Raw genomic sequence first — 21,465 nt, 5'->3', positions numbered from 1 at the left:
TACTCTCGCCCGACCCACCAAGCATTACTCAGCCTCGCTCTGTAGAGCCTTTCTTTCCTGGCATCCTGATAGCGTGCCAATACTCAATCTAGCTGGATTTGTGCATAGAATTCCGAACGGCAGCATAATATTCTTCATATGACACTTACAGAATTACGCTATATCGTCGCAGTTGCTCGCGAGCGCCACTTTGGCAGAGCGGCAGATGCCTGCTTTGTTTCTCAGCCAACTTTATCGGTGGCCGTCAGAAAACTCGAGGAAGAGCTCAATACGCAAATTTTTGAGCGGACCAATACTGAGGTTTCGATGACCAGCTTAGGTGGACTCATTGTTGATCAAGCCCAAAGAGTGCTTGAAGAGGCGAATTCTTTAAAACATCTTGCGATGCATGGGCAGGATCCCTTATCAGGTCCTTTGCGACTCGGCGCGATTTATACCATTGCGCCCTACCTACTTCCCAGCTTAGTGAGAATTGCAAGAGAACGATTGCCAAATATTCCTTTATTTTTGGAGGAAAACTATACCGTTCGTTTACTTGAGATACTGCGTCAAGGCGCTTTAGATTGCTTAGTTTTAGCGGAGCCCTTTACAAATACCGGCTTAAACCAAATTGATTTATACGATGAACCATTTTTAGTTGCTGTACCTAAGGGTCATCCTTGGGAGTTCCGTAAGTCAATACCTCACCTTGAGCTCAAGGAGCAAAATACTTTATTACTCGGAACCGGCAACTGCTTTCGAGATCATGTCCTAGGGGTTTGCCCAGAGCTAAACCGCTTTGGCTCAGGCGCCACTCTTGGTGAACAACGGAGCTTTGAAGGATCTTCTTTGGAAACCATTCGACAAATGGTAGCCAGCGGTATTGGCATTTCTGTAATGCCTCGCACCTCCGTTGCTGACCCAGATGCGACAGACCAGCTCATTCGCTATATCCCTTTTGAAGACCCCATCCCTACTAGAAGAATTTGTCTCGTCTGGCGCAAAAATTTTCCTCGTGCTGCTGCCATGGAGGAATTGGCCAAGGTTATACGTGAGTCCGATCTGCCTGGAGTTACCTACCTTTAAGGCGAACTTTGCTAGCTTAAGTCAGAAACTAAAGATGCCAAGGTTTCCAGCGGCAGTGTTTGAACATGCATTGGGTATCCCTTGTGATCACAGCCCACCATTAATTGAGCGCCGGCTTTCAAGGCTCTCTTCATATCCTCGCTCAGATCAAAGCGCATGAAGTGCACTGCAGATGTCTTCTCGGCAGTAGAGCGCTCTAAATCTTCATCAGCAATAGCGTAGACACGGGGCTGCCCTTCTACTTCAATAAATATCTGATGCTCAATACCGACTAATTTAGCAAGTGCGACTTTACGATCGGCTTCATTAGGATATTCAATCATCATTGTTGCTTTGAAGTCAGAGCCTCCAGGAACTAAGGGGTTGTAGGCATTCAATTCATCCTCAATGCCCTCTTCCTCAAATGTCTTTTCTACGCGTAACATTTCTTGTATCTGATAACGCATGAGAAATTCATTCTCAAAAATCATCGTCACATGATCACCAAGATGAACAGTGCGCAAACGACGCTCTTTAATTGCCTTCTCGCGAAATTCAGGACGCTCTTTGTGATATGCCTCAAGACTTAGAAGGCTATCGCGTGTAATAGTTGCCATACTTTAATAATTCCTTTGTATTTTTTTGTTTTACTTACAGACCGTATGCTTTAGCAAGCAAAGTGAGTGGATGTGCCATTTCTGATTTCGGCAATCCCAATTCCTCCATACCCTGCTCAATATGATGGCCAGCAAGCTGACAATCTGAGCTGATGTAATTTGGCTCTTCCTCTGCCATTCTTTTGAAAACAGGTTTACCAATCTTCATCGCTGTTTCATGAAACTCTTTTTTGACACCCCAAGTTCCAGAATGTCCTGAGCAACGCTCTACAACATTGACTTCCGTGCCAGGAATGAGCTTCAGAGTTTCAGCAGTTTTTTGACCCACGTTTTGTACGCGAGAATGGCAAGCCATGTGATAGCTAACATGCCCCAACTCTTTGCTGAAATCTTTTTTCAGCAGCCCATCAGAATTGCGTGCCATAAAGTATTCAAATGGATCCCACATCGCCTCTTTAACTAACTGTGTATCAGCACAATCTGGGAACATCAAGGGTAGCTCTTGCTTAAACATCAGGGTGCATGATGGGATTGGGGTCAGAATCGCATATCCCTCACGCGCTAATTTAGCCAATTTAGGAATATTCTTTTCTTTGTTCTCTGCAACAGACTCCAAGTCGCCGAGCTCCAGCTTTGGCATACCGCAGCAAGCTTCTTTATCCACTAACTCGTATGGAATTTGATTGTGTTTAAGAACCTTAATAAGATCTTGACCAATTCCGGGTTCGTTGTAATTGATGTAGCAAGTGGCGTAGATAGCTACCTTGCCTGGAGTCTTAACGCCATCAACGACTGGCCATGCGTCTGACTTCTTCGCCAACTGTGGGAAAGTCTTCGGAGCGTATTCAGGAATCCAAGCATTCTTATCAACGCCTAAGGCGCCTTCCATCACCAAGCGCGCAAGTCCAGTACTGTTTACTGCATTGACTGCTTGAGTAACAATCGGAATTCCGGCGAAGTGGCCAAGCTTGTCGGTAGATGAGAGTAATTTATCGCGGAAAGTTGCTTTGTCATCTTTAAAATTCACTGCCTTTGCGCGCAACATCAGATGCGGGAAATCAATATTCCAAGGATGAGGTGGAACATAAGGGCACTTAGTCATATAGCAAACATCGCAGAGATAGCACTGATCAACTACCTTCTGATAGTCAGCTTTATCGACCTGCTCCATCTCGAGATCTTCGGTAGCATCAACCAAATCAAAAAGAGTTGGGAAAGAACCGCAAAGACTGACGCAACGACGGCATCCATGGCAAAGATCAAATACACGCTCCATCTCGGCTTCTAAATCAGCCTTATCGTAAAACTGAGGATTTTTCCAATCCAAGGGGTGTCTTGTTGGAGCCTCTAGGCTACCTTCACGTGTTGTCATATTCGTTCTCTTATGTTTTTCTGCATGGGCCATGCAACTCAATGAAGCTAGTGTATGACCCAAAGATCCGATAGTAAAATTGTATTAATTAACAATTTCAATAGAAAATAACTAAATACCTAGAAATCTGGGGGTAACTAAGCCTAAGGTTCCGATAAACCCTCAAATAGAGGCTTCATTTGTGGGTTTACCCCTTTAAGTGCAATTTTAATGTAGCTTTAGTCTTTTATTTTATTAATTGAAATATTTATATCAGTTGTTTTTAACTATCAAGACCATACAAAAATACGATTATTGAGGGTGCTAATTTTGTCCATAATGAGTCCGTGGTGACGCAATCACCCCTATTTCAATTAACCCGTTTTTAGGAGTCAAACATGGCTAAAACTGTAAAAGGTACAAAGACTGAGCAGTCTTTGAAGGAAGCATTTGCTGGTGAATCACAGGCAAATCGTCGTTACTTGTATTTCGCAAACCAAGCAGATATCGCTGGTGCAAATGATGTTGCAGCTGTATTCCGCTCAACAGCTGAAGGCGAAACAGGCCACGCTCACGGTCACATGGAATACTTGATCGAAGGCGGCGCAGGCGAGCCAGGTACTGGCATGCCAGCTAAGACAGTTGCTGAAGCATTGCAAGCAGCTATCGCCGGCGAAACACATGAGTACACAGACATGTACCCAGGTATGGCAAAAACAGCACGCGACGAAGGCTTTGATGAAATCGCTGACTGGTTTGAAACATTGGCAAAGGCTGAGCGTAGCCACGCTAATAAGTTCACTAAGACTTTAGAAGCACATTTGGCAAACGCTTAATTAGCTAAGTCAATTGATTAAAAGCCCTCGAATGAAAGTTCGGGGGCTTTTTCTTTGGGATAGAATCTCACAAAACATAAATGTAGTTTTTTAAATCAACCTGACTCACTCAAGTCATGATGAAAACCAAAAGCCTGGGTTATGATTTAAACGCGCACTGATGGCAAGAGGCTCACCTCAATGCCGCTAGACACGGCCTAAAATGAATTCAATATTTTTAAGGAAATATTTAATGTCTCGAGATAAGTGGGGGTTATTTGCATTTGGCCTGGCATTTCTAGGCTTTATTGTCTATGTAAAAACAGGATCTTTTTTACTCTTTGCCGTAGGTATCGTATGCGCTGCTTTGATCAATTTCTCAAAAAGTAAATCTATTAAATAGATGACCGGAGAAATAATAGAGCTCATTATTGAATTCAGTGTGATATTGATTTCACCCGTCATCTACCACCTCTATCTTTTAAAATATAAAAAACTTCCTCCAGAAGTTGTTTTTAAAGACATCAAAATTTACCTCATCCTGTATGGACTAATTGCAATTACAGGAGCATTTCTTTTCTTCAAGTAAAACCAAGCATCAGGATTGGAGGATCGCTAGATCCAAGACTCATTTAAAAACTGGGGATGGACTCCAAAAGCATTCGAAATAATTTATGGAGCCACCCATTGTTTTTTTAACACCCTTCTTACTATTGGATCAAATGTAGATAGGGGCTCACTTTTGTAATTGGGATCAAAAGAGATTTCATCATACTTGGCACAAAACTCTACGGTTTGCTCATAGGCAGGATCTGATTTGTACTGATCACGTGCATTGGGATCTAGGCCGAGCCTATCGGCATAAAAATAAGTCTGAAATAAGCCGTGCTGGACCAACATCCAATAATTATTTCTAGAGATAAAGGGGTGCAAAATGGATGCAATAACCTCACCATGATTAAAGGGGGCTAAGGGCTCAGCGATGTCATGAAATAGAGTGACAACAACATACTCATCATCGCGGTTGTCACGCAAAGCTCTAGTGGCAGCTTGGAGGCAATGATCCTTCCGTGAAATGTTATAAGCAGTATCTTTAGCCAGGTCTTCCAAGAGGCCATAAAGCTTATCGGGAAGATTCGCCAAGGTTCTTTCATGAACCTCTTTCATCACCTCAAAGTCAGCTACAGTACCTTGGTCCATTCTTGTGAAGTGCATTTTTTCCATAAAGAATCTTTCAAGTAATAGAACAAACCAATAAAATACTAGTCTTCAAGCCAATACCTGATGGGCTTGATACAAATGAATCGGGGATATTAGAAATTGAGGCTTGATAGAAACCAAGCGCAAACTGCAATCGTTGAAAAAATACCTGTAAATACCGCGATACCTATCAGGTAAATATTTTTTGATTTATCTCGTACTTCAATCATACGTTTTTGGTCCATATCTACCTCCAGGTGATCGTTGTTACAAATATATTAATGCATACCAATTAAAGTGCATAGCCCTGAATTGGGCTTAATTTGTGTACACATGGATTAAAAGCAGATTTCTGCTGATTTAACTAGATGATTTAGCAATGAAGAAGGCTTTAGGGACTGGAGTGCACCACACAACGCCATCCCCCATTTGCCCGGTCTGACAGACTGCCACTATCCTATCCATTAGGACTTCTGCAATTTCATCGTTACACACAATTTCAAGGCGAACCTTTGCCGAGTAATCTGTTAACTCATCTTTGATATTGGCTTTGCTAGTTTTAGAAGGTGCGCTGCAGCCCTCAACCTTAGTAACCGTCATTCCTGGAAATCCAGGGGTTTCTAATAAGGCCGTTCTAAGAGCAGCTAACTTATTTGGGCGAATCACCGCCTTGACTTCCATCATGCTTCCACCTCTTTTTCTTCAAACCATCTATATAAGACGGGTAGTACTAATAATGTTAAGGCTGTTGAGGTCACCAAGCCAGCAATAACCACTGCAGCAAGAGGGCGAGTAACCTCGGACCCTGGCCCACCTGAGAACAACATCGGCACTAAGGCCAACATCGCAACTGAAGCCGTCATCATGACAGGCCGAAAGCGATGCCCGCAGCCATGTAACAAAGCATCTTCCATACTGTAGCCATCCTCGCGCAGTTGCTTAATAAAGGAAATCAGCACTACTCCATTGAGAACCGCTATACCCCAGAGATTGATAAACCCTACTGCTGCTGGCACGGAGAGGTACTCGCCCGTCAGGAATAATCCAAAGACGCCGCCAATAGAAGCAAATGGCAGTACCAAAATAATTAAGCCAGCCAATCTGAGCGATTTGAAGAGCATAAAGAGTAGGAAAAAAATTGCCAGAATAGTTAGCGGAATAATAATCATGAGGCGTGCCATCGCTCTTTGCATATTTTCAAACTGACCGCCCCATTGCAGGGTATAGCCTTGAGGTAGCTCTACGTTTTTAGCAATCAGACTTTGGGCCTCTTCAACAAATCCACCTAAGTCGCGACCCTCTACGTTGACACCGACAACCAAACGACGTCTACCAGACTCACGAGAAATTTGGGCAGGCCCCTCAACTAGCGAGATCTCAGCTAAATCTCGCATCAACACCTGAGCGCCATTGGGTGAATGCAAAATAATATTCTCAATTGCATCAATATTATTTCTATAAGGGCTAGGATAGCGGAGTACCAAAGGAAAGCGTCTCTCCCCTTCGTAAACAATACTGGCTTGCTTGCCGCCAATAGCCGTTTCAATCACTTCGTTAACATCAGAAACATTAATGCCATAGCGCGCAATGGCATCGCGATCAATTTTGATATTGAGGTAGTTCTGACCAGAAGCTTGCTCTATGCGCAAGTCATTGCTACCCTTCATCTTGGTTAAGATTTGACCAATCTGTGAGCCCAGCTTTTGCAAAACGGCTAGATCCTCGCCAAAAATCTTCACCGCAACTTGTGAGCGCACACCAGAAACCATCTCATCTACACGCGCAGCAATCGGCTGAGAAATTNCCAACTCAGANAACTGAGTTGCTTGGCCACCACCAACGCCACCGGCCACAAAACCAGCAGAAGGAGCTTGATTAATCCCTCCAACAGGACTCATTCCTGGGTTATTGGCACCACTTGGCTGGCCTGCTGTCTGAGGATTAGCGTATGTCATGTTGCTCCTGCTTATATATAGTTATTTGGATAAAATATCGTTAAAAAACAATGGGGTATTGCTGTATTCAAACACTACATCTAGTGTCTCGAAGCGCATTAGGCACTAAGTATAGGGAAATATTTAGTATTTGGTAAGCTTTTTCTGGCAATTACTTATTAGTATTTTTACTAAGTTTTCCAGTAATTTAGGGGTGATTTTGGTGCGGAATTTTTAGTCCTTTTTAACTAAAGGCTAAAAAAGTGAGCGTATGCTCACATACAAAGATTCAACTAACGAGAAATCAATCCGTAAGGTATTTTTTCTGGCGAAATGGCTGTCTCTTTTTGGAACCTTTCCCAATCAAAATATTTTCCAGGATCTGTTTTACGCTCTGGGGCGATATCGCTATGTCCCGCAAATTGCAAATTGGGATAAGTCTGTTGCAATTTCTGAACAAGTTTTGTTAACGCTTTGTATTGAACATCCTCAAATGGGGTGTCGCCGTCGCCCTCCAATTCAACGCCAATAGAAAAATCATTACACCTCTCTCTGCCCATAAAGGAGGAAGCGCCTGCATGCCAGGCTCTATCTCGAGTAGAAACAAACTGAATTAAATCTCCTGCACGGGTAATCAGAAAGTGGCTTGAAACTTTCTGATCTTTAATCTCTGCAAAATAAGGATGTGCAGCTGCATCTAATGTATTTTGGAAAAAATTGATGATGTGTTGACTCGATGCGAGATTTCTAAATTCACCCGGCGGCAAACTAATGTGATGAATGACTAATAAATCAGGATTGATGTTTTCTGGTCGTACATCTTTATTGGGTGATGCGCGCCAATCTGCAGCGCCAATCCAACCCTGCTGATCCAATATATTGAGATGCTCTTTTGAGCAATAGAACCGATCGTCATAAACGATCGCATCCGGTTTTGGTAGGTGGACTTTGCAACACTGACATTGCACCATTGCTTCCGGCTCTGTCAGGGTCTGAGCCTTATTGGCCTTGGGGCTGGCTGATTGCTCCCGATTAAATTTGGCTTGCTTTTTTCCCTTTAGCCAAAAATACAAAAGACCCGCACCTGCCAATAGTAAAAGCCACTTAAGCAAAGGTCATGCTCTCTGAAGAATTACTTCCAACACAAAACGGCTGCCAACATATGCGAGCAGTAAAGCAGTGTAAGCGCTCAAGACCCAGCGAATTGCGGCTCTACCTCGTAAGCCAACCCTCCAACGAGCAATCAGCAAACTAACAAACAAGAACCAAGAAATCAGCGCAAAAATAGTTTTGTGGTCAAAGATAAAAGGTTTGCCAAATAATGCCTGGGAAAATAACAAACCAGAAAATACCGTCAGTGTTAAAAGCGCAAAGCCAACATACAGTAAGTTGAATAACAAGCTCTCCATTGTCATGAGTGGAGGAAGCTCTTCTAACCAATGGGCGGCACGACTGTTTGGAACAAAAGCAAATTGGCGATGTAAGGCGCGATCTTGAACGCTCATCAACAAGGCATGCATAGCAGCCAAACTGAGTAAGCCAACAGCAATTGTTGCCACAATGAAGTGTCCTTTAAACCAAGGATCGGAGACTGCTTTAGGCGAAATTAAAGTTCCCGGGAATAAATTAGGCAACAAAGTACATGCGCAGGCAAATAGCAAAGCCATCCAACGCAAACTAGAGATAGGCAAGAACCAGGACTGAAACCAGTAAAACGCAAGTCCAACCCAGGCAATCAGCGATAAATCCTGGGCAAAGCCAAAGACAAACCCCTGGTCAGTGAAGACTGAGTCATGAAGCTCAATGCCATGAACCAGTAAAGCCAGGAAAATACCTGCCTGAACAAGCCCTGCAAACAAGGGGGAATCCACGCTGCCCTTGGCCCTCAAGCCCAAAATGAGCAAAAGAAACAAGTAAAGCGCAGATGGGAGCCATCCCGAACTTGAGTAACCTAAAATATCCATCTGGAAAGTCTAATCGATAAATGCTAGAGAACCTCACCGACCGTCTTTCACGCGTTGTTAAAACAATGCGGGGACAAGCCCGCCTAACCGAAGCCAATACTGCAGAAATGCTGCGGGAGATCCGCCTAGCCTTACTGGAGGCTGACGTTGCCCTGCCAGTCGTGAAATCTTTACTAGAGCAAATTAAATTTAAAGCCCTTGGTGAGGAAGTGGTTGGTAGTCTGAGCCCAGGCCAAGCCCTGGTTGGCGTAGTGCAGCGCGAACTCGCTCAAATCATGATGGGCGATACCAATCAAAGTGGTGAGCTCAATTTAGCCACCCAACCACCAGCAGTAGTTTTAATGGCGGGTTTGCAGGGTGCAGGTAAAACCACCTCCGTTGGCAAATTAGCTAAATGGTTACAAGAAAAGAAAAAGAAAAAAGTTCTGACTGTTTCTTGTGACGTCTATCGCCCCGCTGCTATCGAACAACTAGAAACTGTAACTAAGCAAGTCGGTGCAGAATTTTTTCCAAGCAATGTTAATCAAAAACCAAACGATATTGCTCTTGCAGCTTTAGATTGGGCGCGCCGTCATTATTTTGATGTGGTGTTAGTCGACACCGCAGGTCGATTAGGTATCGATGAAGCGCTCATGCAAGAAATTCAAACGTTGCATACAAGTTTGAATCCAATCGAAACCTTGTTTGTAGTTGATGCCATGCTCGGTCAAGATGCCGTCAATACCGCAAAAGCCTTCCATGAAGCATTGCCACTCACGGGCGTCATTCTCACTAAGCTAGATGGCGATTCACGTGGTGGTGCAGCCCTTTCTGTCCGTCAAGTCACTGGTGTACCTCTCAAGTTTATTGGTGTCGCCGAAAAGATGGATGGCCTTGAGTCCTTTGATGCGCAACGTATGGCCAATCGCATTTTGGGCATGGGCGATATTCTGGCGCTGGTTGAACAAGCCCAACAACACGTTGATGTTGCTAAAGCTGAAAAATTGGCGACAAAGATTTCTAAAGGTGGATTTGATTTAGAAGACTTTCGTGATCAACTCATGCAAATGCAAAAGATGGGTGGCATGGCGAGCTTGATGGATAAATTGCCAAGCCAAGTTGCTCAGGCAGCCACTAAAACAAATCTGAGTAATGCAGATAAACAAACTACGCGCATGCGCGGGATTATTGATAGCATGACGCCACGTGAACGAAGCAAGCCTGAGCTACTCAAAGCCAGTCGCAAACGGCGCATTGCTGCCGGTGCTGGTGTAGAAGTTCAAGAAGTCAATCGGCTCTTGGCTCAGTTTGAACAAATGCAAACCATGATGAAGCAATTCAAGGGTGGGAAAATGGCGCGCACCATGGCAAGCATGGCTGCTAAAGGGGCCGCCAAAGGTATTGGCGGACTCTTTAAAAAATAAACTTATTGAATTGAGTTCTTAGCTGCTTCCACAGCAGAAATCACTTTTGCTTTGATCTCTGCTAGCGGGATGTTTTGTGATTCCGCATCAGTGCGGCCCTTAAACTCCACTTCAGCATTAGCTAAACCGCGGTCGCCAATCACCACGCGGAATGGTGCACCAATCAGCTCCCAGTCAGCAAACATGGCACCTGGACGCTCGTTGCGATCGTCTAAGATCACATCAATGCCAGCAGCAAGTAAGTCATCATGCAATTGATCACAGGCAGCCTTCACTGCCTCAGATTTGTCGTAACCCATTGGGCAAATGACTACTTCAAATGGCGCCATCGAGATGGGCCAAATAATGCCGCGCTCATCATGACCTTGTTCAATAGCGGCGCCCAACAAACGAGTCACACCAATCCCGTAGCAACCCATCACCATGGCTTGCGCTTTACCTTGTTGATCAAGGTAGGTGCAGCCCATTGCTTCTGAATAACGCGTGCCCAATTGGAAGACGTGACCCACTTCAATACCGCGGCAAATATCTACAACACCTTTGCCATCCGGGGAAGGATCGCCAATCACTGCATTACGAATATCCAAAGTGAGTGGCTCTGGTAAGTCACGACCCCAGTTCACACCTGTTAAGTGGTAACCAGCATCATTAGCACCGCATACAAAGTCAGCCATATTGGCAACCGTACGATCTGCCACGACAGTCACATCGGCGCTTACGCCTACAGGACCTAAATATCCTGCTGGAGCGTTACATGCTTGCTTAATCTCAGCCTCTGTAGCAAAGCGAGATTCGGCCATACCTGGAATCTTGCTGGCCTTCACTTCATTCAAATCATGATCACCACGAACTAACAACATGAAGAGTTTAGCTGGCCCTTTTTCTTGGTCAGCAGCAAACAATAAAGTCTTTACCGTTTTTTCTAACGGGAGATTGAGAAACTGAGCGACATCAGCGCAAGTACTCTTATCAGGCGTCGGAACCTTAGTCATTATGGCGCTTGCTGAAGCCCTTATTGCTATCAATGCAAGGGATTCTGCTGCCTCTAGATTTGCTGCGTAATCAGAATTTGGGCAGTACACAATGGCATCTTCGCCAGTTTCCGCAATCACATGGAATTCTTGACTACCCGATCCACCAATGGCACCGTTATCGGCAGTGACCGCACGGAACTTGAGACCCATACGCTTGAAGATACGCGTATAAGCATCAAACATCATTTGATAAGACTTCTTTAAGCCTTCAGTATCGCGATCAAATGAGTAAGCATCTTTCATGCTGAACTCACGACCACGCATAATTCCAAAACGCGGGCGGCGCTCATCACGGAATTTAGTTTGAATCTGATAAAAATTCACCGGCAGTTGTTTGTAGCTCTTAATTTCATTGCGAGCTAAATCAGTAATCACTTCTTCAGAAGTTGGCTGAATCAAAAAATCCCTGTCGTGACGATCTTTAATACGCAGTAATTCAGGGCCCATTTTTTCCCAGCGGCCAGTCTCTTGCCATAGTTCAGCAGGCTGAATCATCGGCATCAGTAATTCAATTGCACCGGCACGATTCATTTCTTCGCGAATGATGTTTTCGACTTTGCGAATCACTTTTAAGCCGAGCGGCAAATAGTTATAAACGCCAGCACTAAGCTTGCGAATTAAACCTGCCCGCACCATCAGTTTGTGCGAAACCACCTCAGCGTCAGAAGGCGCTTCTTTTAGCGTGGCGAGAAATGATTGTGATGCTTTCATGTATGGATATAATCAAATCATTGATTTTAAAGGATTTGAGGCACGATCATGCTTGACCGTGAAGGGTATCGCCCCAATGTCGGCATTGTCCTCCTTAATGGCCGTAACGAGGTTTTCTGGGGAAAACGCGTTGGGCAGCATTCGTGGCAGTTCCCACAGGGTGGGATTCAGCATGGTGAAAGCCCTGAGCAGGCCATGTACCGCGAATTGCATGAGGAAGTTGGCTTGCTGCCGGAGCATGTCCAAATTATTGGACGAACTAGGGACTGGCTTCGCTATGACGTCCCTGAGGAATACTTGCGCCGTCAACACGCCACTCGCGTTCACCGTACTGCCTATCGTGGCCAAAAACAAATTTGGTTCCTTCTGCGCCTAGTTGGCTTAGATAGCGATATTCAACTGCGGGCCTCAGACCACCCCGAATTTGATGCTTGGCGCTGGGTACCTTTCTGGATCCAACTGGATACAGTGATTGATTTCAAGCGAGAGGTTTATGAATTAGCGCTTTCTGAGCTGGCTCGTTACCTTTCCCGAGGAATCAGAATGCAGCAGCTCGCTTGGGGCACCCCACTCGATCTTATACAGTCTTTTTATGCTGGCCATGATGATCAACACAAACCATCTACTAAATCGGATAAAGAAAAATGAATGCTAAGTACCGCAAAATCAGTGCCTACGCGATTAGCATTTCAATTGGAGCCAGCTTAATGGCTTGTGCAGGCGATCCTTTGCAAAGCGGCCTCGATCCTTTTGCTCCAATGGTATTTAAGGAGGGGACAACTACCCTCCCTTCAAATCCACCCAATAAATCCACTCTGCTGCCCTTTTATGTCACTCAAACCACGATCTTCAAGTTTGCAGTGGATACGAACTCTATTGCGATCGGAAAAGATGGTGTTACACGCTATACAGTTGTCATTACCAATCCCAGCGGCGGAATGCAGGTTCAATATGAAGGTATTCGCTGCGATTCTTTCCAGTGGCGCCTGTATGGGACACTTGATAACAACAAGTGGAACGAAAATCCTCTAGGCACATGGACTGCTATCAAATCCAATATCCCAAATCGTTATCAAGCAGCATTGGCACAGGGCGCATTTTGCAATTTAAATTCTCAGGAAACGAGTCTTAAGACCGTACTACAGAGCCTAAATCCCAGATCTTTTACTGGTGATCCCCCAGCTCCTGCGTTCTGATGACGCTTAGTTGAGCTTGGCCCTCAAAGAGGTACCAATTTTCTCGCCTCTCAAGAGACGGGTGAGCACATTAGGTTCGCGACCAGAGGCAATCACAGTAGAAGCTCCTGTTTGGACAGCAATCTTTGCAGCCAATACTTTTGTCAACATGCCGCCTTTACTCAATTCGCTGGCTGCACCACCAGCCATTCTCTCTAAAGCGGGATCTCCCGCAATAGCATCACTGAGCAGAGTTGCGTCGGCGTTTTGGCGAGGATCAGCAGTAAATAAACCACCCTGATCAGTCAAAATCACTAAAAGATCTGCATGAACCAAGTTCGTCACCAGAGCAGCTAGGCTATCGTTATCGCCAAACTTAATTTCATCCGTGACCACGGTGTCATTTTCATTAATGATTGGAACAACGCCCAGCTTTAGCAAAGTCTCTAAGGTGGCCTTAGCATTTGCGTTACGCTCTGGGTTTGCCAAATCAGCGTTGGTTAATAAAATCTGGGCACTGCGTAAATTAAAGCGTGCAAAACAACTCTCATAAACCTGCACTAGACCCATTTGACCAACTGCAGCTGCAGCTTGAAGTTGATGAATTTCTTGTGGGCGCTTAGCCCAACCTAAACGCTGCATACCTTCGGCAATTGCTCCTGAGCTCACCATCAATAACTCATGGCCAGACTTTAATAATGCTGCCATTTGCTCAGCCCACATCCCAATTGCAGCATGGTCTAGACCCTCACCATTATTGGTGACAAGACTAGAGCCTACTTTGACAACGATGCGTTTAGTTTGTTTGGTGTTCATAACAACTATGAAATTTGAATGAATACTTTAATCGGGTTTTTTATCTTCTAGCTGATCTTTGTAACGAGGATCTTGGGCGCGCTCATCTTGCTCATCACGATCACGTCGAACAGAGTCTAGATAGTCCTGCAAGGCATAACAAAGCTTATCGCAGCCAAGTCCAGTGAGAGCGGAGATCTCAAACATGGGACCCTTCCACTTAAACTTTTTCACAAAATCTGCAACTACTTTCTTGCGATCCTCTTCAGGAATCATATCCACTTTGTTCAATACCAGCCAGCGCGGCTTCTCGACCAGAGCTTCGTCGTACTTGCGCAACTCGTTCACAATCGCATTTGCATCGGCTACTGGGTCTACGTTTTCATCAAAAGGTGCAAGATCAACCAAATGCAAAAGAACGCCTGTGCGCTGCAAGTGACGCAAGAAGCGGTGGCCTAAGCCAGCACCTTCAGCGGCACCCTCAATTAATCCTGGAATATCCGCAATCACAAAGCTACGCTCATTTCCCACGCGAACCACACCCAAATTAGGATGTAAAGTGGTAAATGGGTAGTCAGCAATTTTTGGACGTGCGTTAGAAACAGCCGTAATCAAAGTAGATTTGCCAGCATTCGGCATGCCAAGTAAGCCAACATCAGCCAACACCTTTAGTTCCAGTTTCAATTTACGACGCTCACCTGGCTTGCCATTGGTCTTCTGACGTGGCGCCCTATTGGTGCTGCTCTTAAAGTGAATATTGCCCCAACCACCAACGCCGCCTTGGGCAAGGCAAAGGCGCTCACCATGCGTTGTTAAATCAGCAATCGGCTCACCAGTTTCGTAATCCGCAATGATGGTTCCAACTGGCATACGTAATTCAATATCGTCACCTGCGCGGCCATAACAATCAGCGCCACGGCCAGGTTCACCATTTTTTGCGGTATGCGTTTTGGCATAGCGGTAATCAATCAGAGTATTGATGTTGCGATCAGCTACAGCCCATACGCTTCCACCCTTACCGCCATCACCGCCATCAGGCCCGCCAAATTCAATGAACTTTTCACGGCGCATAGAAGCGCTCCCGGCGCCACCCTGGCCGGCTATGACTTCAATGCGCGCTTCGTCTATAAATTTCATGAATAAAAAAGGCCTCGCTTAGCGAGGCCTGTTCCTAAGAGTTAAATTCGGAATAAATCTGAATCAAACGAGTCTCAGTCAGGCGCCTTATGAACGAGGCAAGACTGAAACTTGGGCCTTCTTCAAAGCACCCTTAACGCCGAATTCCACTTGTCCGTCAATTAAGGCAAACAAAGTGTGATCTTTACCAATACCAACGTTAGCACCTGGATGAACACGTGTGCCACGTTGACGAATGATGATGCTGCCAGCATTAATCTGCTCGCCGCCAAATACCTTCACGCCTAAGCGTTTCGATTCTGAGTCGCGACCATTTCGTGTTGAGCCGCCGCCTTTTTTCTGTGCCATATCTTTCTCCTACCCTGAATTAGGCTTTAATCGTGTTGATCAAAATTTCAGTGAAATTCTGACGATGGCCTTGGTGCTTTTGATAATGCTTGCGACGGCGCATCTTAAAGATTGTCACTTTATCGTGACGTCCCTGGGAGACGACAGTGGCCATCACAGCTGCACCATTAACCAATGGATCACCTAATTTCAGTGAAGCGCCTTCGCCAACGGCGAGGACTTGGTCAAGAGTGATTTCGCTGCCGATTTCCGCTGGTATCTGTTCTATTTTCAATTTTTCGCCTGCAGCAACTTTATACTGTTTGCCACCGGTTTTTATGACCGCGTACATGGTTTGAAACCTCAATTAATATCTACATTTAAGCTAATCCACCCTGGATAAGCTAAGCCCATTATTATATCTTGCATGACGAGCACTGTCAAAATCAACGACTTAAGCCAGATCCTGGCCCCAATTGCCTTAGATTTCAAGGCCTTAGATGGAGTAATTCGTCAGCGTTTAGCCTCAAAAGTGGCCTTAATTGACCAAATTTCCTCATACATCATCCAAGCGGGCGGAAAACGGGTTCGACCAGCGCTATTGATGCTGGTAGCTAAAGCCCTGGCTAATGCTAAAGAAACTCCTCACACCCTCGAAATGGCTGCCGTAGTGGAATTTATCCATACTGCTACCCTCCTTCATGACGATGTTGTGGATGAATCGACCCTCAGGAGGGGGCGAGAAACCGCAAATGCTGCTTTTGGCAATGCAGCCAGCGTTTTGGTGGGCGACTTCCTCTATTCCCGAGCCTTCCAAATGATGATTGGCCCAAATGACTTGCGAGTAATGCAAATCCTGTCGGATGCCACCAATACGATCGCCGAAGGTGAAGTTCTTCAGCTCCTGAATATGAATGACCCTGAAGTAGACGAGGCAAGCTACTTGCAAGTCATTCGCTACAAAACCGCAAAATTATTTGAAGCCTCTACTGAGTTAGGTTCAATCCTAGCGAACGCAACAGATATTCAGCGAGAGCAGGCAGCTGCGTTTGGTCGACATATTGGTACTGCATTCCAACTGATGGATGATCTTTTGGATTACACGGCTAATGCTGCGCAGATGGGTAAAAATGCTGGTGATGATTTGCGTGAAGGTAAGCCAACGCTACCCCTGATTTACTTACTAGAAAATGGCAGTAATGAAGAGCGTCTTTTAGTGCGCGCCGCTATTGAACAAAATCAAGATCTACCAGAAGATATATTTGCACAAATTTTAAATGCAGTACAAGCATCCGGTGCTCTAGATTACACCCAAGCTGTCGCTAAACGTGAAGCAGACTTGGCTTTAGCATGCATTACAGACTTCCCAGTTAATGAGGCAACAGCAGCATTGCGTGCCTTATGCGAATACTCCCTCGCACGCCAGACTTAATAATTAACTCCCAACGCTTTTCATTCTTAGCTCGCGTGCGGTAATGCGCACCTTCTCTGCCTCTTCCCTTAAGCGCAAAATCTCCTCTGAGGATAATTTTTCTAGATTTGAGTAATCCAATTTCCAACTCGGATCAGTAGACCAAATCAAGGGAGATTGCACTGTCGTTCGCGCCGTAGGAGCGCCCTCTAAAAGACTTAACGCTAATTCAAAGTTAAGCGCTCGCGAGTCAGGATCACCAGGCTTTGCTGCTGCATTGCCAAGCGGAAAATCACTAAATAGAAATCTCGGTACGCCACAATATTCAACAATGTCCTTTGCAGCGCCCATCACAACAGTAGAAATACCATTTACCTCCAAATACCGTGCTAACAAACTTTGGCTCTGATGACATATGGGGCAATTCGGAATTAAGACTGCAACATCGACTTTGTCAGCTTGCAGAATTTTTAAAATGAGTGGTGCATCTACTTCTAAAGTATGGCGCTGACTGCGATTGGTTGGTAAGCCATAAAAATTGGGTGATAAAGCCTTCACTCTTCTGGACTGCACCGCTTGTTTGGCCGCTCCCAATGGAAACCAACAATTGCTATCTTCCATATTGGCATTTGTACGATCTATACCCACGTGAGCAATTCTTAAATCAAAATCGGTATTCGTTGGTTTTTGATAAGGCTGATAAAACTTAGCAGCGGCGTTGTAGGAGGCACCAGGCCCCTGCGGCCCCTTGCTGGCATCAAAAGGAACTGCCGTAGTAATCAACCCCAATACCGATTGATGCAGCGGCTTTTGCAGTGGATTAAACGGGGTCTCAATGTAATGAGCCCAAACATAGGGATTTTCATAACCCAAACCTAGGTAATAACTGCGAGTACGCTCGATATAGCGAACAGGCTGGTCCGATTCTGGCGCAAAAACGAGTTCGGCGGTTTTGGACATCAATACATCCCTGTAAGATATTGTTTATTAAATATTTACTTCACAGGAACTCATTATGGCTCAATGGCTTAGATTTCAGCATCAAGGGAAAAGTGGTTTAGGACAGGTACAAGGCGAGCAAATCACTGTGTACTCGGGAGACTTATTTCAAGATCCAAAACCTACTGGGGAAACGCTCAAATTGGCAGATGTCACGATTGATATCCCATGCACCCCATCCAAAATGGTAGCAATGGTTGATAACTTCCATGCGCTAGTTACTAAATTAGAGCATGCGGTGCCCGCTGAACCTTTGTACTTTCTCAAGGGAAACAACTCCTTCTTGGCTGCCAATCAAATTATTCGCACACCTAAGTCCTACTCTGGCAAAGTAGTTTATGAAGGCGAACTAGGAATCGTCATTGGCAAACCTATTCATGAGGGTGACGAAGCCCAAGCAGCAAAAGCAATCTTTGGCTATACCTGCATTAACGATGTGACCGCCATTGAGATTCTTAATCGAGATCCTGGTTATGCACAGTGGACTCGCTCTAAGAGCTTTAATACTTTCGGTGTCTTTGGTCCATATATCACTACCGATATAGACCCAAGTAAACTGACCATCAAAACCATTCTCAATGATCAAGAGCGTCAAAACTATCCAATAGCAGATATGATTTTTGCACCAGCAAAATTAGTTAGCTTGATCTCACAAGACATTCCCTTAGAGCCGGGCGACATTATTGCCTGCGGCACTTCAGTAGGCGTTGGCTCCATGAAGCCCGGCAGCAACGTCAGCATCATTATTGATGGTGTTGGTCGATTAGATAATCGCTTCGAATAAATCTACCGCTCCAAAACAAAAACCCTTGCTACTCAACATAGCAAGGGTTTTTTAATACTAAAAACTTTAGTATTGCCGGTGGTTTTAGTAACCCGAAACAGATGGTAGCGCCAAGCTACCTTTGGAAGCTTGCACGTTCTCATCCAAATACTTTGTCAAAGCAAAGACTGTATTTAAGCAAGGTGTAGGTGTTTGGGTAATTTTGCCAAGCTCTATCACAGAACCTAAGAGTGCATCGATCTCTAAACTACGGCCAGCCTCTAAGTCTTGCAACATCGACGTCTTGTGTTTACCGACTTTTTCAGCGCCTGCAATACGACGCTCAATATCAACCCGGAAAGTAACGCCAAGCTTTTCAGCAATAGTTTGGGCTTCTGCCATCATATTGCGCGCTAACTCCTTGGTTAATGGGTATTGGCAAATGCCTTCCAAAGTTCCATGGGTCAAAGAGCTAATCGGGTTAAAAGTCATATTGCCCCAAAGCTTGAGCCAAATCTCAGAGCGAATATCGTCAAGGATTGGTGATTTAAAGCTGGCTGCACTCATCATCTCAGACATCTTCTGAATACGCTCAGTAGACTTACCATCCAACTCACCCAACGGGAAGCGATTGCCTTCTACGTGACGTATCACACCAGGAGCTTGAGTAAAAGTTGCGGGGTAAACAACGCAGCCAATAATATTGTTTGGGTTAATTGTTTTTTTCGCAACGCCGCCAGCATCAACTGTCTCAACTGAGTGGTCTTGATACTCGCCACCGAGTTTTTGGAAATACCACCAAGGAATACCATTTTGCATAGGGATCAAAATAGTTTCTGGACCCATGATGGCAGCCAAGTCATCGATGATTGGCTCAACTTGATGCGCCTTGACTGCCAGGATCACGACATCTGGAGTTTCAGCATCAGTAATTTTTTCAACTGCTTTGACTTCGGCTACTAGTGGCTCAGGTTGGTCATCCATGATTAATGCCAATCCACGCTCTTTAATTGCAGCCAAAGTTGCGCCACGCGCAACAACGGTTACGTCATTGCCCGCTCGCGCCAGCATGACAGCTAGGTAGCCGCCAATAGCACCGCCCCCTCCGATTACACAGATTTTCATAGGAACCCCATCAGAATAAAAAATATTTGTATTAGTGCAATATTAGATGAGAACTTTAGATGAAAACTTGTTGCGGTGCAACAATATGGTTGCCTAAACTGCTTTTAATAGGTCTTTTGATACCAGACTGCCCAAAATCATGCCGGCAATGCTTGCAAATAAGCCCGCTAATTGGGGCGGCAAAATAGCCTTTGGAGCCAGAATTTCACAACTAATCCAAATAGTAAGGCCGCAGACCACTGATAGTAAGCCACCTAAAGAATTGGCCCTTGACCAGTAAACCCCAAACGCTAAAGGTACAAATGCGGCAACTAAGGTCACCTTATAAGCACTCTCGACCATCTTAAAAATAGAGAGCTCAGAATTGATCGCAAAGAAAGTAACAACTACCGCAAAACACAATACTGTGATGCGCATAATTTTGAGTAAGTCTTGATCTGAGAGATGCTTAAAAAATCCCCTCACAATGTTTTCCGCAAAAGTAACTGAAGGCGCAAGCAAGGTAGCGCTTGCACAACTCTTAATAGCTGAAAGTAAGGCGCCAAAGAACATTACCTGCGCAATGATCGGTGCATGGTTCAAGATGAGTTTAGGCAAAATCATTTGCGGGTCAGTATCAAGATACTTCTTGACCAAGTCTGGACTAATTAATGTTGCTGAGTAAGCCAAATACATTGGCACGAAAGCGAAAATAAAGTACAGCACTCCACCTAAGATCGCTGCTTGGACAGCAATGTTGACATTCTTCGAAGAGGTGATGCGCTGGAAGACATCCTGCTGAGGGATTGAACCCAGCATCATGGTGCAGAGAGCAGCAACAAATCCCAAGATGGAGGCAAGATTCATGTCTGGCCAAAAATTGCTAAATTGCCCGGCGGCGGCTGCATGCTCAAGCACTACGCCAATTCCACCGGTTTGCGTGGTCATTTCGCCGCCGATATACAGCATGCCGATCACAATAATGATCATCTGAATAAAGTCCGTAATCGCCACAGACCACATACCTCCAAAAAGGGTATAAATCAAGACGCTACCGGCACCAATCAACATTCCACCTGTTTGAGAAATGCTGCCTTCTGACACCACATTGAAAACTAAACCTAGGGCCTTAATCTGCGCAGCAACCCAACCCAAATACGAAACCACAATGCAAAGGGTTACCAAGACTTCAACCGTACGGCCATATTTTTCACGAAAGAAGTCACCAATCGTTAACATGCGGCGGTTATAAAGATGGCGCGCAAAAAATAGGCCAACCAAAATTAAACATAAAGAGGATCCGAATGGATCAGACACCACTCCGCCCAAACCTTCTTTCAGAAAAGTAGCCGGAATACCCAAAACTGTTTCAGAACCAAACCAGGTAGCAAATACAGTAGCTGTAACGATTGGCAACGGGAGGCTATGACCAGCCGCAGCAAAGTCAGCTGTATTTTTTACGCGCAGAGCAGCCCACAGGCCAATACCCACAGATACTACCCAGTAGATGATGACGAACCAAATAAGCACGCCCAATTTCCCCCTGAAGAATTTGGTGAAATTATATGACCTTGTCACTTTTACCAGTAAGGGAATTTGTATCAACTTGGGGTGCCAGATAACACTAGCGCACTCTGACATAATTCAAGGGTGAATTCATTTCAAATGAGCCCAAGCGAGA

At 45.1% G+C, this 21,465-nt stretch carries 21 protein-coding genes and 2 pseudogenes; 7 read left to right on the top strand and 16 right to left on the bottom strand.

Annotated elements, in window-relative coordinates; all coding sequences use genetic code 11:
* Positions 1 to 138 precede the first annotated feature (138 nt).
* Positions 139 to 1,065: a LysR substrate-binding domain-containing protein gene (locus tag B6A14_RS00345; RefSeq protein ID WP_087908505.1), complete on the top strand. Its 927-nt coding sequence runs from the start codon at positions 139 to 141 to the stop codon at positions 1,063 to 1,065.
* 11 nt (positions 1,066 to 1,076) lie between these two features.
* Here B6A14_RS00345 and B6A14_RS00340 read toward each other — a convergent pair whose 3' ends face one another.
* Positions 1,077 to 1,661: a DUF3501 family protein gene (locus B6A14_RS00340; RefSeq protein ID WP_087908504.1), complete on the bottom strand. Its 585-nt coding sequence runs from the start codon at positions 1,659 to 1,661 to the stop codon at positions 1,077 to 1,079.
* A gap of 34 nt (positions 1,662 to 1,695) precedes the next feature.
* The gene (locus B6A14_RS00335; RefSeq protein WP_087908503.1) at positions 1,696 to 3,033 is read right to left on the bottom strand and encodes a heterodisulfide reductase-related iron-sulfur binding cluster; all 1,338 of its coding nucleotides are present in this window, start codon (positions 3,031 to 3,033) and stop codon (positions 1,696 to 1,698) included.
* Between the two features lie 377 nt (positions 3,034 to 3,410).
* On the opposite strand from B6A14_RS00335, the gene B6A14_RS00330 reads away from it, so the two are divergent.
* Positions 3,411 to 3,848: a rubrerythrin family protein gene (locus B6A14_RS00330; RefSeq protein WP_046329724.1), complete on the top strand. Its 438-nt coding sequence runs from the start codon at positions 3,411 to 3,413 to the stop codon at positions 3,846 to 3,848.
* Positions 3,849 to 4,499: 651 nt separating this feature from the next.
* Here B6A14_RS00330 and B6A14_RS00320 read toward each other — a convergent pair.
* The 6 genes and pseudogenes from B6A14_RS00320 to B6A14_RS00300 form a co-directional block, all read right to left on the bottom strand.
* A complete protein-coding gene (locus B6A14_RS00320) occupies positions 4,500 to 5,051 on the bottom strand; it encodes a phosphohydrolase (RefSeq protein WP_087908501.1) in 552 nt (183 codons plus the stop codon).
* 89 nt (positions 5,052 to 5,140) lie between these two features.
* Positions 5,141 to 5,272 (bottom strand): hypothetical protein, encoded by a 132-nt coding sequence (locus B6A14_RS10425; protein WP_269088031.1) that lies wholly within the window; start codon positions 5,270 to 5,272, stop codon positions 5,141 to 5,143.
* Between the two features lie 115 nt (positions 5,273 to 5,387).
* Positions 5,388 to 5,711, bottom strand: coding sequence for a P-II family nitrogen regulator (locus B6A14_RS00315; protein ID WP_087908500.1), 324 nt, complete (start codon positions 5,709 to 5,711; stop codon positions 5,388 to 5,390).
* A pseudogene (locus B6A14_RS00310) lies at positions 5,708 to 6,838 on the bottom strand (efflux RND transporter permease subunit); the annotation flags it as partial. The pseudogene B6A14_RS00310 and the gene B6A14_RS00315, both read right to left, overlap by 4 nt.
* Before the next feature lie 416 nt (positions 6,839 to 7,254).
* Positions 7,255 to 8,073, bottom strand: coding sequence for a 1,6-anhydro-N-acetylmuramyl-L-alanine amidase AmpD (gene ampD, locus B6A14_RS00305; RefSeq protein WP_269088030.1), 819 nt, complete (start codon positions 8,071 to 8,073; stop codon positions 7,255 to 7,257).
* Positions 8,074 to 8,076: 3 nt separating this feature from the next.
* On the bottom strand, positions 8,077 to 8,925 hold the full coding sequence (locus tag B6A14_RS00300; RefSeq protein WP_087908499.1) for a cytochrome C assembly family protein: 849 nt from the start codon (positions 8,923 to 8,925) through the stop codon (positions 8,077 to 8,079).
* 20 nt (positions 8,926 to 8,945) lie between these two features.
* Here B6A14_RS00300 and ffh point away from each other — a divergent pair, with 20 nt between their 5' ends.
* Positions 8,946 to 10,328: a signal recognition particle protein gene (ffh, locus tag B6A14_RS00295; RefSeq protein WP_087908498.1), complete on the top strand. Its 1,383-nt coding sequence runs from the start codon at positions 8,946 to 8,948 to the stop codon at positions 10,326 to 10,328.
* A 2-nt stretch (positions 10,329 to 10,330) separates the two neighbouring features.
* Here ffh and B6A14_RS00290 read toward each other — a convergent pair whose 3' ends face one another.
* Positions 10,331 to 12,073: a proline--tRNA ligase gene (locus B6A14_RS00290; protein WP_087908497.1), complete on the bottom strand. Its 1,743-nt coding sequence runs from the start codon at positions 12,071 to 12,073 to the stop codon at positions 10,331 to 10,333.
* Positions 12,074 to 12,121: 48 nt separating this feature from the next.
* Here B6A14_RS00290 and B6A14_RS00285 point away from each other — a divergent pair, with 48 nt between their 5' ends.
* Together B6A14_RS00285 and B6A14_RS00280 are read left to right on the top strand one after the other, a co-directional pair.
* Positions 12,122 to 12,721, top strand: coding sequence for an RNA pyrophosphohydrolase (locus B6A14_RS00285; RefSeq protein WP_087908496.1), 600 nt, complete (start codon positions 12,122 to 12,124; stop codon positions 12,719 to 12,721).
* Positions 12,718 to 13,269 (top strand): CNP1-like family protein, encoded by a 552-nt coding sequence (locus B6A14_RS00280; RefSeq protein ID WP_087908495.1) that lies wholly within the window; start codon positions 12,718 to 12,720, stop codon positions 13,267 to 13,269. Before B6A14_RS00285 ends, B6A14_RS00280 begins: the two co-directional genes overlap by 4 nt.
* Before the next feature lie 15 nt (positions 13,270 to 13,284).
* On the opposite strand, the pseudogene proB reads toward B6A14_RS00280, so the two are convergent.
* The 4 genes and pseudogenes from proB to rplU all read right to left on the bottom strand — a co-directional run.
* A pseudogene (gene proB / locus B6A14_RS00275) lies at positions 13,285 to 14,064 on the bottom strand (glutamate 5-kinase); the annotation flags it as partial.
* Between the two features lie 27 nt (positions 14,065 to 14,091).
* Positions 14,092 to 15,180, bottom strand: a complete 1,089-nt coding sequence (gene obgE / locus B6A14_RS00270) for an Obg family GTPase CgtA (RefSeq protein ID WP_087908493.1) — start codon at positions 15,178 to 15,180, stop codon at positions 14,092 to 14,094.
* 87 nt (positions 15,181 to 15,267) lie between these two features.
* The gene (gene rpmA / locus B6A14_RS00265) at positions 15,268 to 15,528 is read right to left on the bottom strand and encodes a 50S ribosomal protein L27 (protein ID WP_087908492.1); all 261 of its coding nucleotides are present in this window, start codon (positions 15,526 to 15,528) and stop codon (positions 15,268 to 15,270) included.
* A 19-nt stretch (positions 15,529 to 15,547) separates the two neighbouring features.
* Positions 15,548 to 15,859 (bottom strand): 50S ribosomal protein L21, encoded by a 312-nt coding sequence (rplU, locus tag B6A14_RS00260; protein ID WP_011902040.1) that lies wholly within the window; start codon positions 15,857 to 15,859, stop codon positions 15,548 to 15,550.
* 75 nt (positions 15,860 to 15,934) lie between these two features.
* Here rplU and B6A14_RS00255 point away from each other — a divergent pair, with 75 nt between their 5' ends.
* Complete coding sequence (locus B6A14_RS00255; protein ID WP_087908491.1) at positions 15,935 to 16,939, top strand: polyprenyl synthetase family protein; 1,005 nt, start codon at positions 15,935 to 15,937, stop codon at positions 16,937 to 16,939.
* 3 nt (positions 16,940 to 16,942) lie between these two features.
* Here B6A14_RS00255 and B6A14_RS00250 read toward each other — a convergent pair whose 3' ends face one another.
* Entirely contained in the window at positions 16,943 to 17,878 is a 936-nt protein-coding gene (locus B6A14_RS00250; protein ID WP_087908490.1) for a glycine reductase, read from the bottom strand.
* Positions 17,879 to 17,933: 55 nt separating this feature from the next.
* Between B6A14_RS00250 and B6A14_RS00245 the strand changes: the two genes are divergently transcribed.
* Entirely contained in the window at positions 17,934 to 18,701 is a 768-nt protein-coding gene (locus tag B6A14_RS00245) for a fumarylacetoacetate hydrolase family protein (protein ID WP_087908489.1), read from the top strand.
* 84 nt (positions 18,702 to 18,785) lie between these two features.
* Here B6A14_RS00245 and B6A14_RS00240 read toward each other — a convergent pair whose 3' ends face one another.
* Together B6A14_RS00240 and B6A14_RS00235 are read right to left on the bottom strand one after the other, a co-directional pair.
* On the bottom strand, positions 18,786 to 19,805 hold the full coding sequence (locus B6A14_RS00240; protein ID WP_087908488.1) for a 2-dehydropantoate 2-reductase: 1,020 nt from the start codon (positions 19,803 to 19,805) through the stop codon (positions 18,786 to 18,788).
* A gap of 93 nt (positions 19,806 to 19,898) precedes the next feature.
* A complete protein-coding gene (locus tag B6A14_RS00235) occupies positions 19,899 to 21,314 on the bottom strand; it encodes a sodium:solute symporter family protein (RefSeq protein ID WP_087908877.1) in 1,416 nt (471 codons plus the stop codon).
* Between the last annotated feature and the right edge of the window lie 151 nt (positions 21,315 to 21,465).

Origin of the sequence: Polynucleobacter hirudinilacicola (genome assembly GCF_002192535.1) — a bacterium.
Classification (GTDB): Bacteria; Pseudomonadota; Gammaproteobacteria; order Burkholderiales; family Burkholderiaceae; genus Polynucleobacter; species Polynucleobacter hirudinilacicola.
The sequence above is the reverse complement of the archived record's forward strand: the minus strand, read 5'-3'. Positions and strand labels throughout refer to the sequence as shown.

Coding starts and splice junctions, on each gene's coding strand:
- B6A14_RS00335 (WP_087908503.1), bottom strand. CDS start 3,033: ATGACAACACGTGAAGGTAGCCTAGAGGCTCCAACAAGACACCCCTTG.
- B6A14_RS00345 (WP_087908505.1), top strand. CDS start 139: ATGACACTTACAGAATTACGCTATATCGTCGCAGTTGCTCGCGAGCGC.
- B6A14_RS00280 (WP_087908495.1), top strand. CDS start 12,718: ATGAATGCTAAGTACCGCAAAATCAGTGCCTACGCGATTAGCATTTCA.
- B6A14_RS00250 (WP_087908490.1), bottom strand. CDS start 17,878: ATGTCCAAAACCGCCGAACTCGTTTTTGCGCCAGAATCGGACCAGCCT.
- B6A14_RS00315 (WP_087908500.1), bottom strand. CDS start 5,711: ATGATGGAAGTCAAGGCGGTGATTCGCCCAAATAAGTTAGCTGCTCTT.
- B6A14_RS00320 (WP_087908501.1), bottom strand. CDS start 5,051: ATGGAAAAAATGCACTTCACAAGAATGGACCAAGGTACTGTAGCTGAC.
- B6A14_RS00245 (WP_087908489.1), top strand. CDS start 17,934: ATGGCTCAATGGCTTAGATTTCAGCATCAAGGGAAAAGTGGTTTAGGA.
- B6A14_RS10425 (WP_269088031.1), bottom strand. CDS start 5,272: ATGGACCAAAAACGTATGATTGAAGTACGAGATAAATCAAAAAATATT.
- B6A14_RS00285 (WP_087908496.1), top strand. CDS start 12,122: ATGCTTGACCGTGAAGGGTATCGCCCCAATGTCGGCATTGTCCTCCTT.
- B6A14_RS00340 (WP_087908504.1), bottom strand. CDS start 1,661: ATGGCAACTATTACACGCGATAGCCTTCTAAGTCTTGAGGCATATCAC.
- B6A14_RS00300 (WP_087908499.1), bottom strand. CDS start 8,925: ATGGATATTTTAGGTTACTCAAGTTCGGGATGGCTCCCATCTGCGCTT.
- obgE (WP_087908493.1), bottom strand. CDS start 15,180: ATGAAATTTATAGACGAAGCGCGCATTGAAGTCATAGCCGGCCAGGGT.
- rplU (WP_011902040.1), bottom strand. CDS start 15,859: ATGTACGCGGTCATAAAAACCGGTGGCAAACAGTATAAAGTTGCTGCA.
- B6A14_RS00330 (WP_046329724.1), top strand. CDS start 3,411: ATGGCTAAAACTGTAAAAGGTACAAAGACTGAGCAGTCTTTGAAGGAA.
- B6A14_RS00290 (WP_087908497.1), bottom strand. CDS start 12,073: ATGAAAGCATCACAATCATTTCTCGCCACGCTAAAAGAAGCGCCTTCT.
- B6A14_RS00255 (WP_087908491.1), top strand. CDS start 15,935: ATGACGAGCACTGTCAAAATCAACGACTTAAGCCAGATCCTGGCCCCA.
- B6A14_RS00240 (WP_087908488.1), bottom strand. CDS start 19,805: ATGAAAATCTGTGTAATCGGAGGGGGCGGTGCTATTGGCGGCTACCTA.
- rpmA (WP_087908492.1), bottom strand. CDS start 15,528: ATGGCACAGAAAAAAGGCGGCGGCTCAACACGAAATGGTCGCGACTCA.
- ffh (WP_087908498.1), top strand. CDS start 8,946: ATGCTAGAGAACCTCACCGACCGTCTTTCACGCGTTGTTAAAACAATG.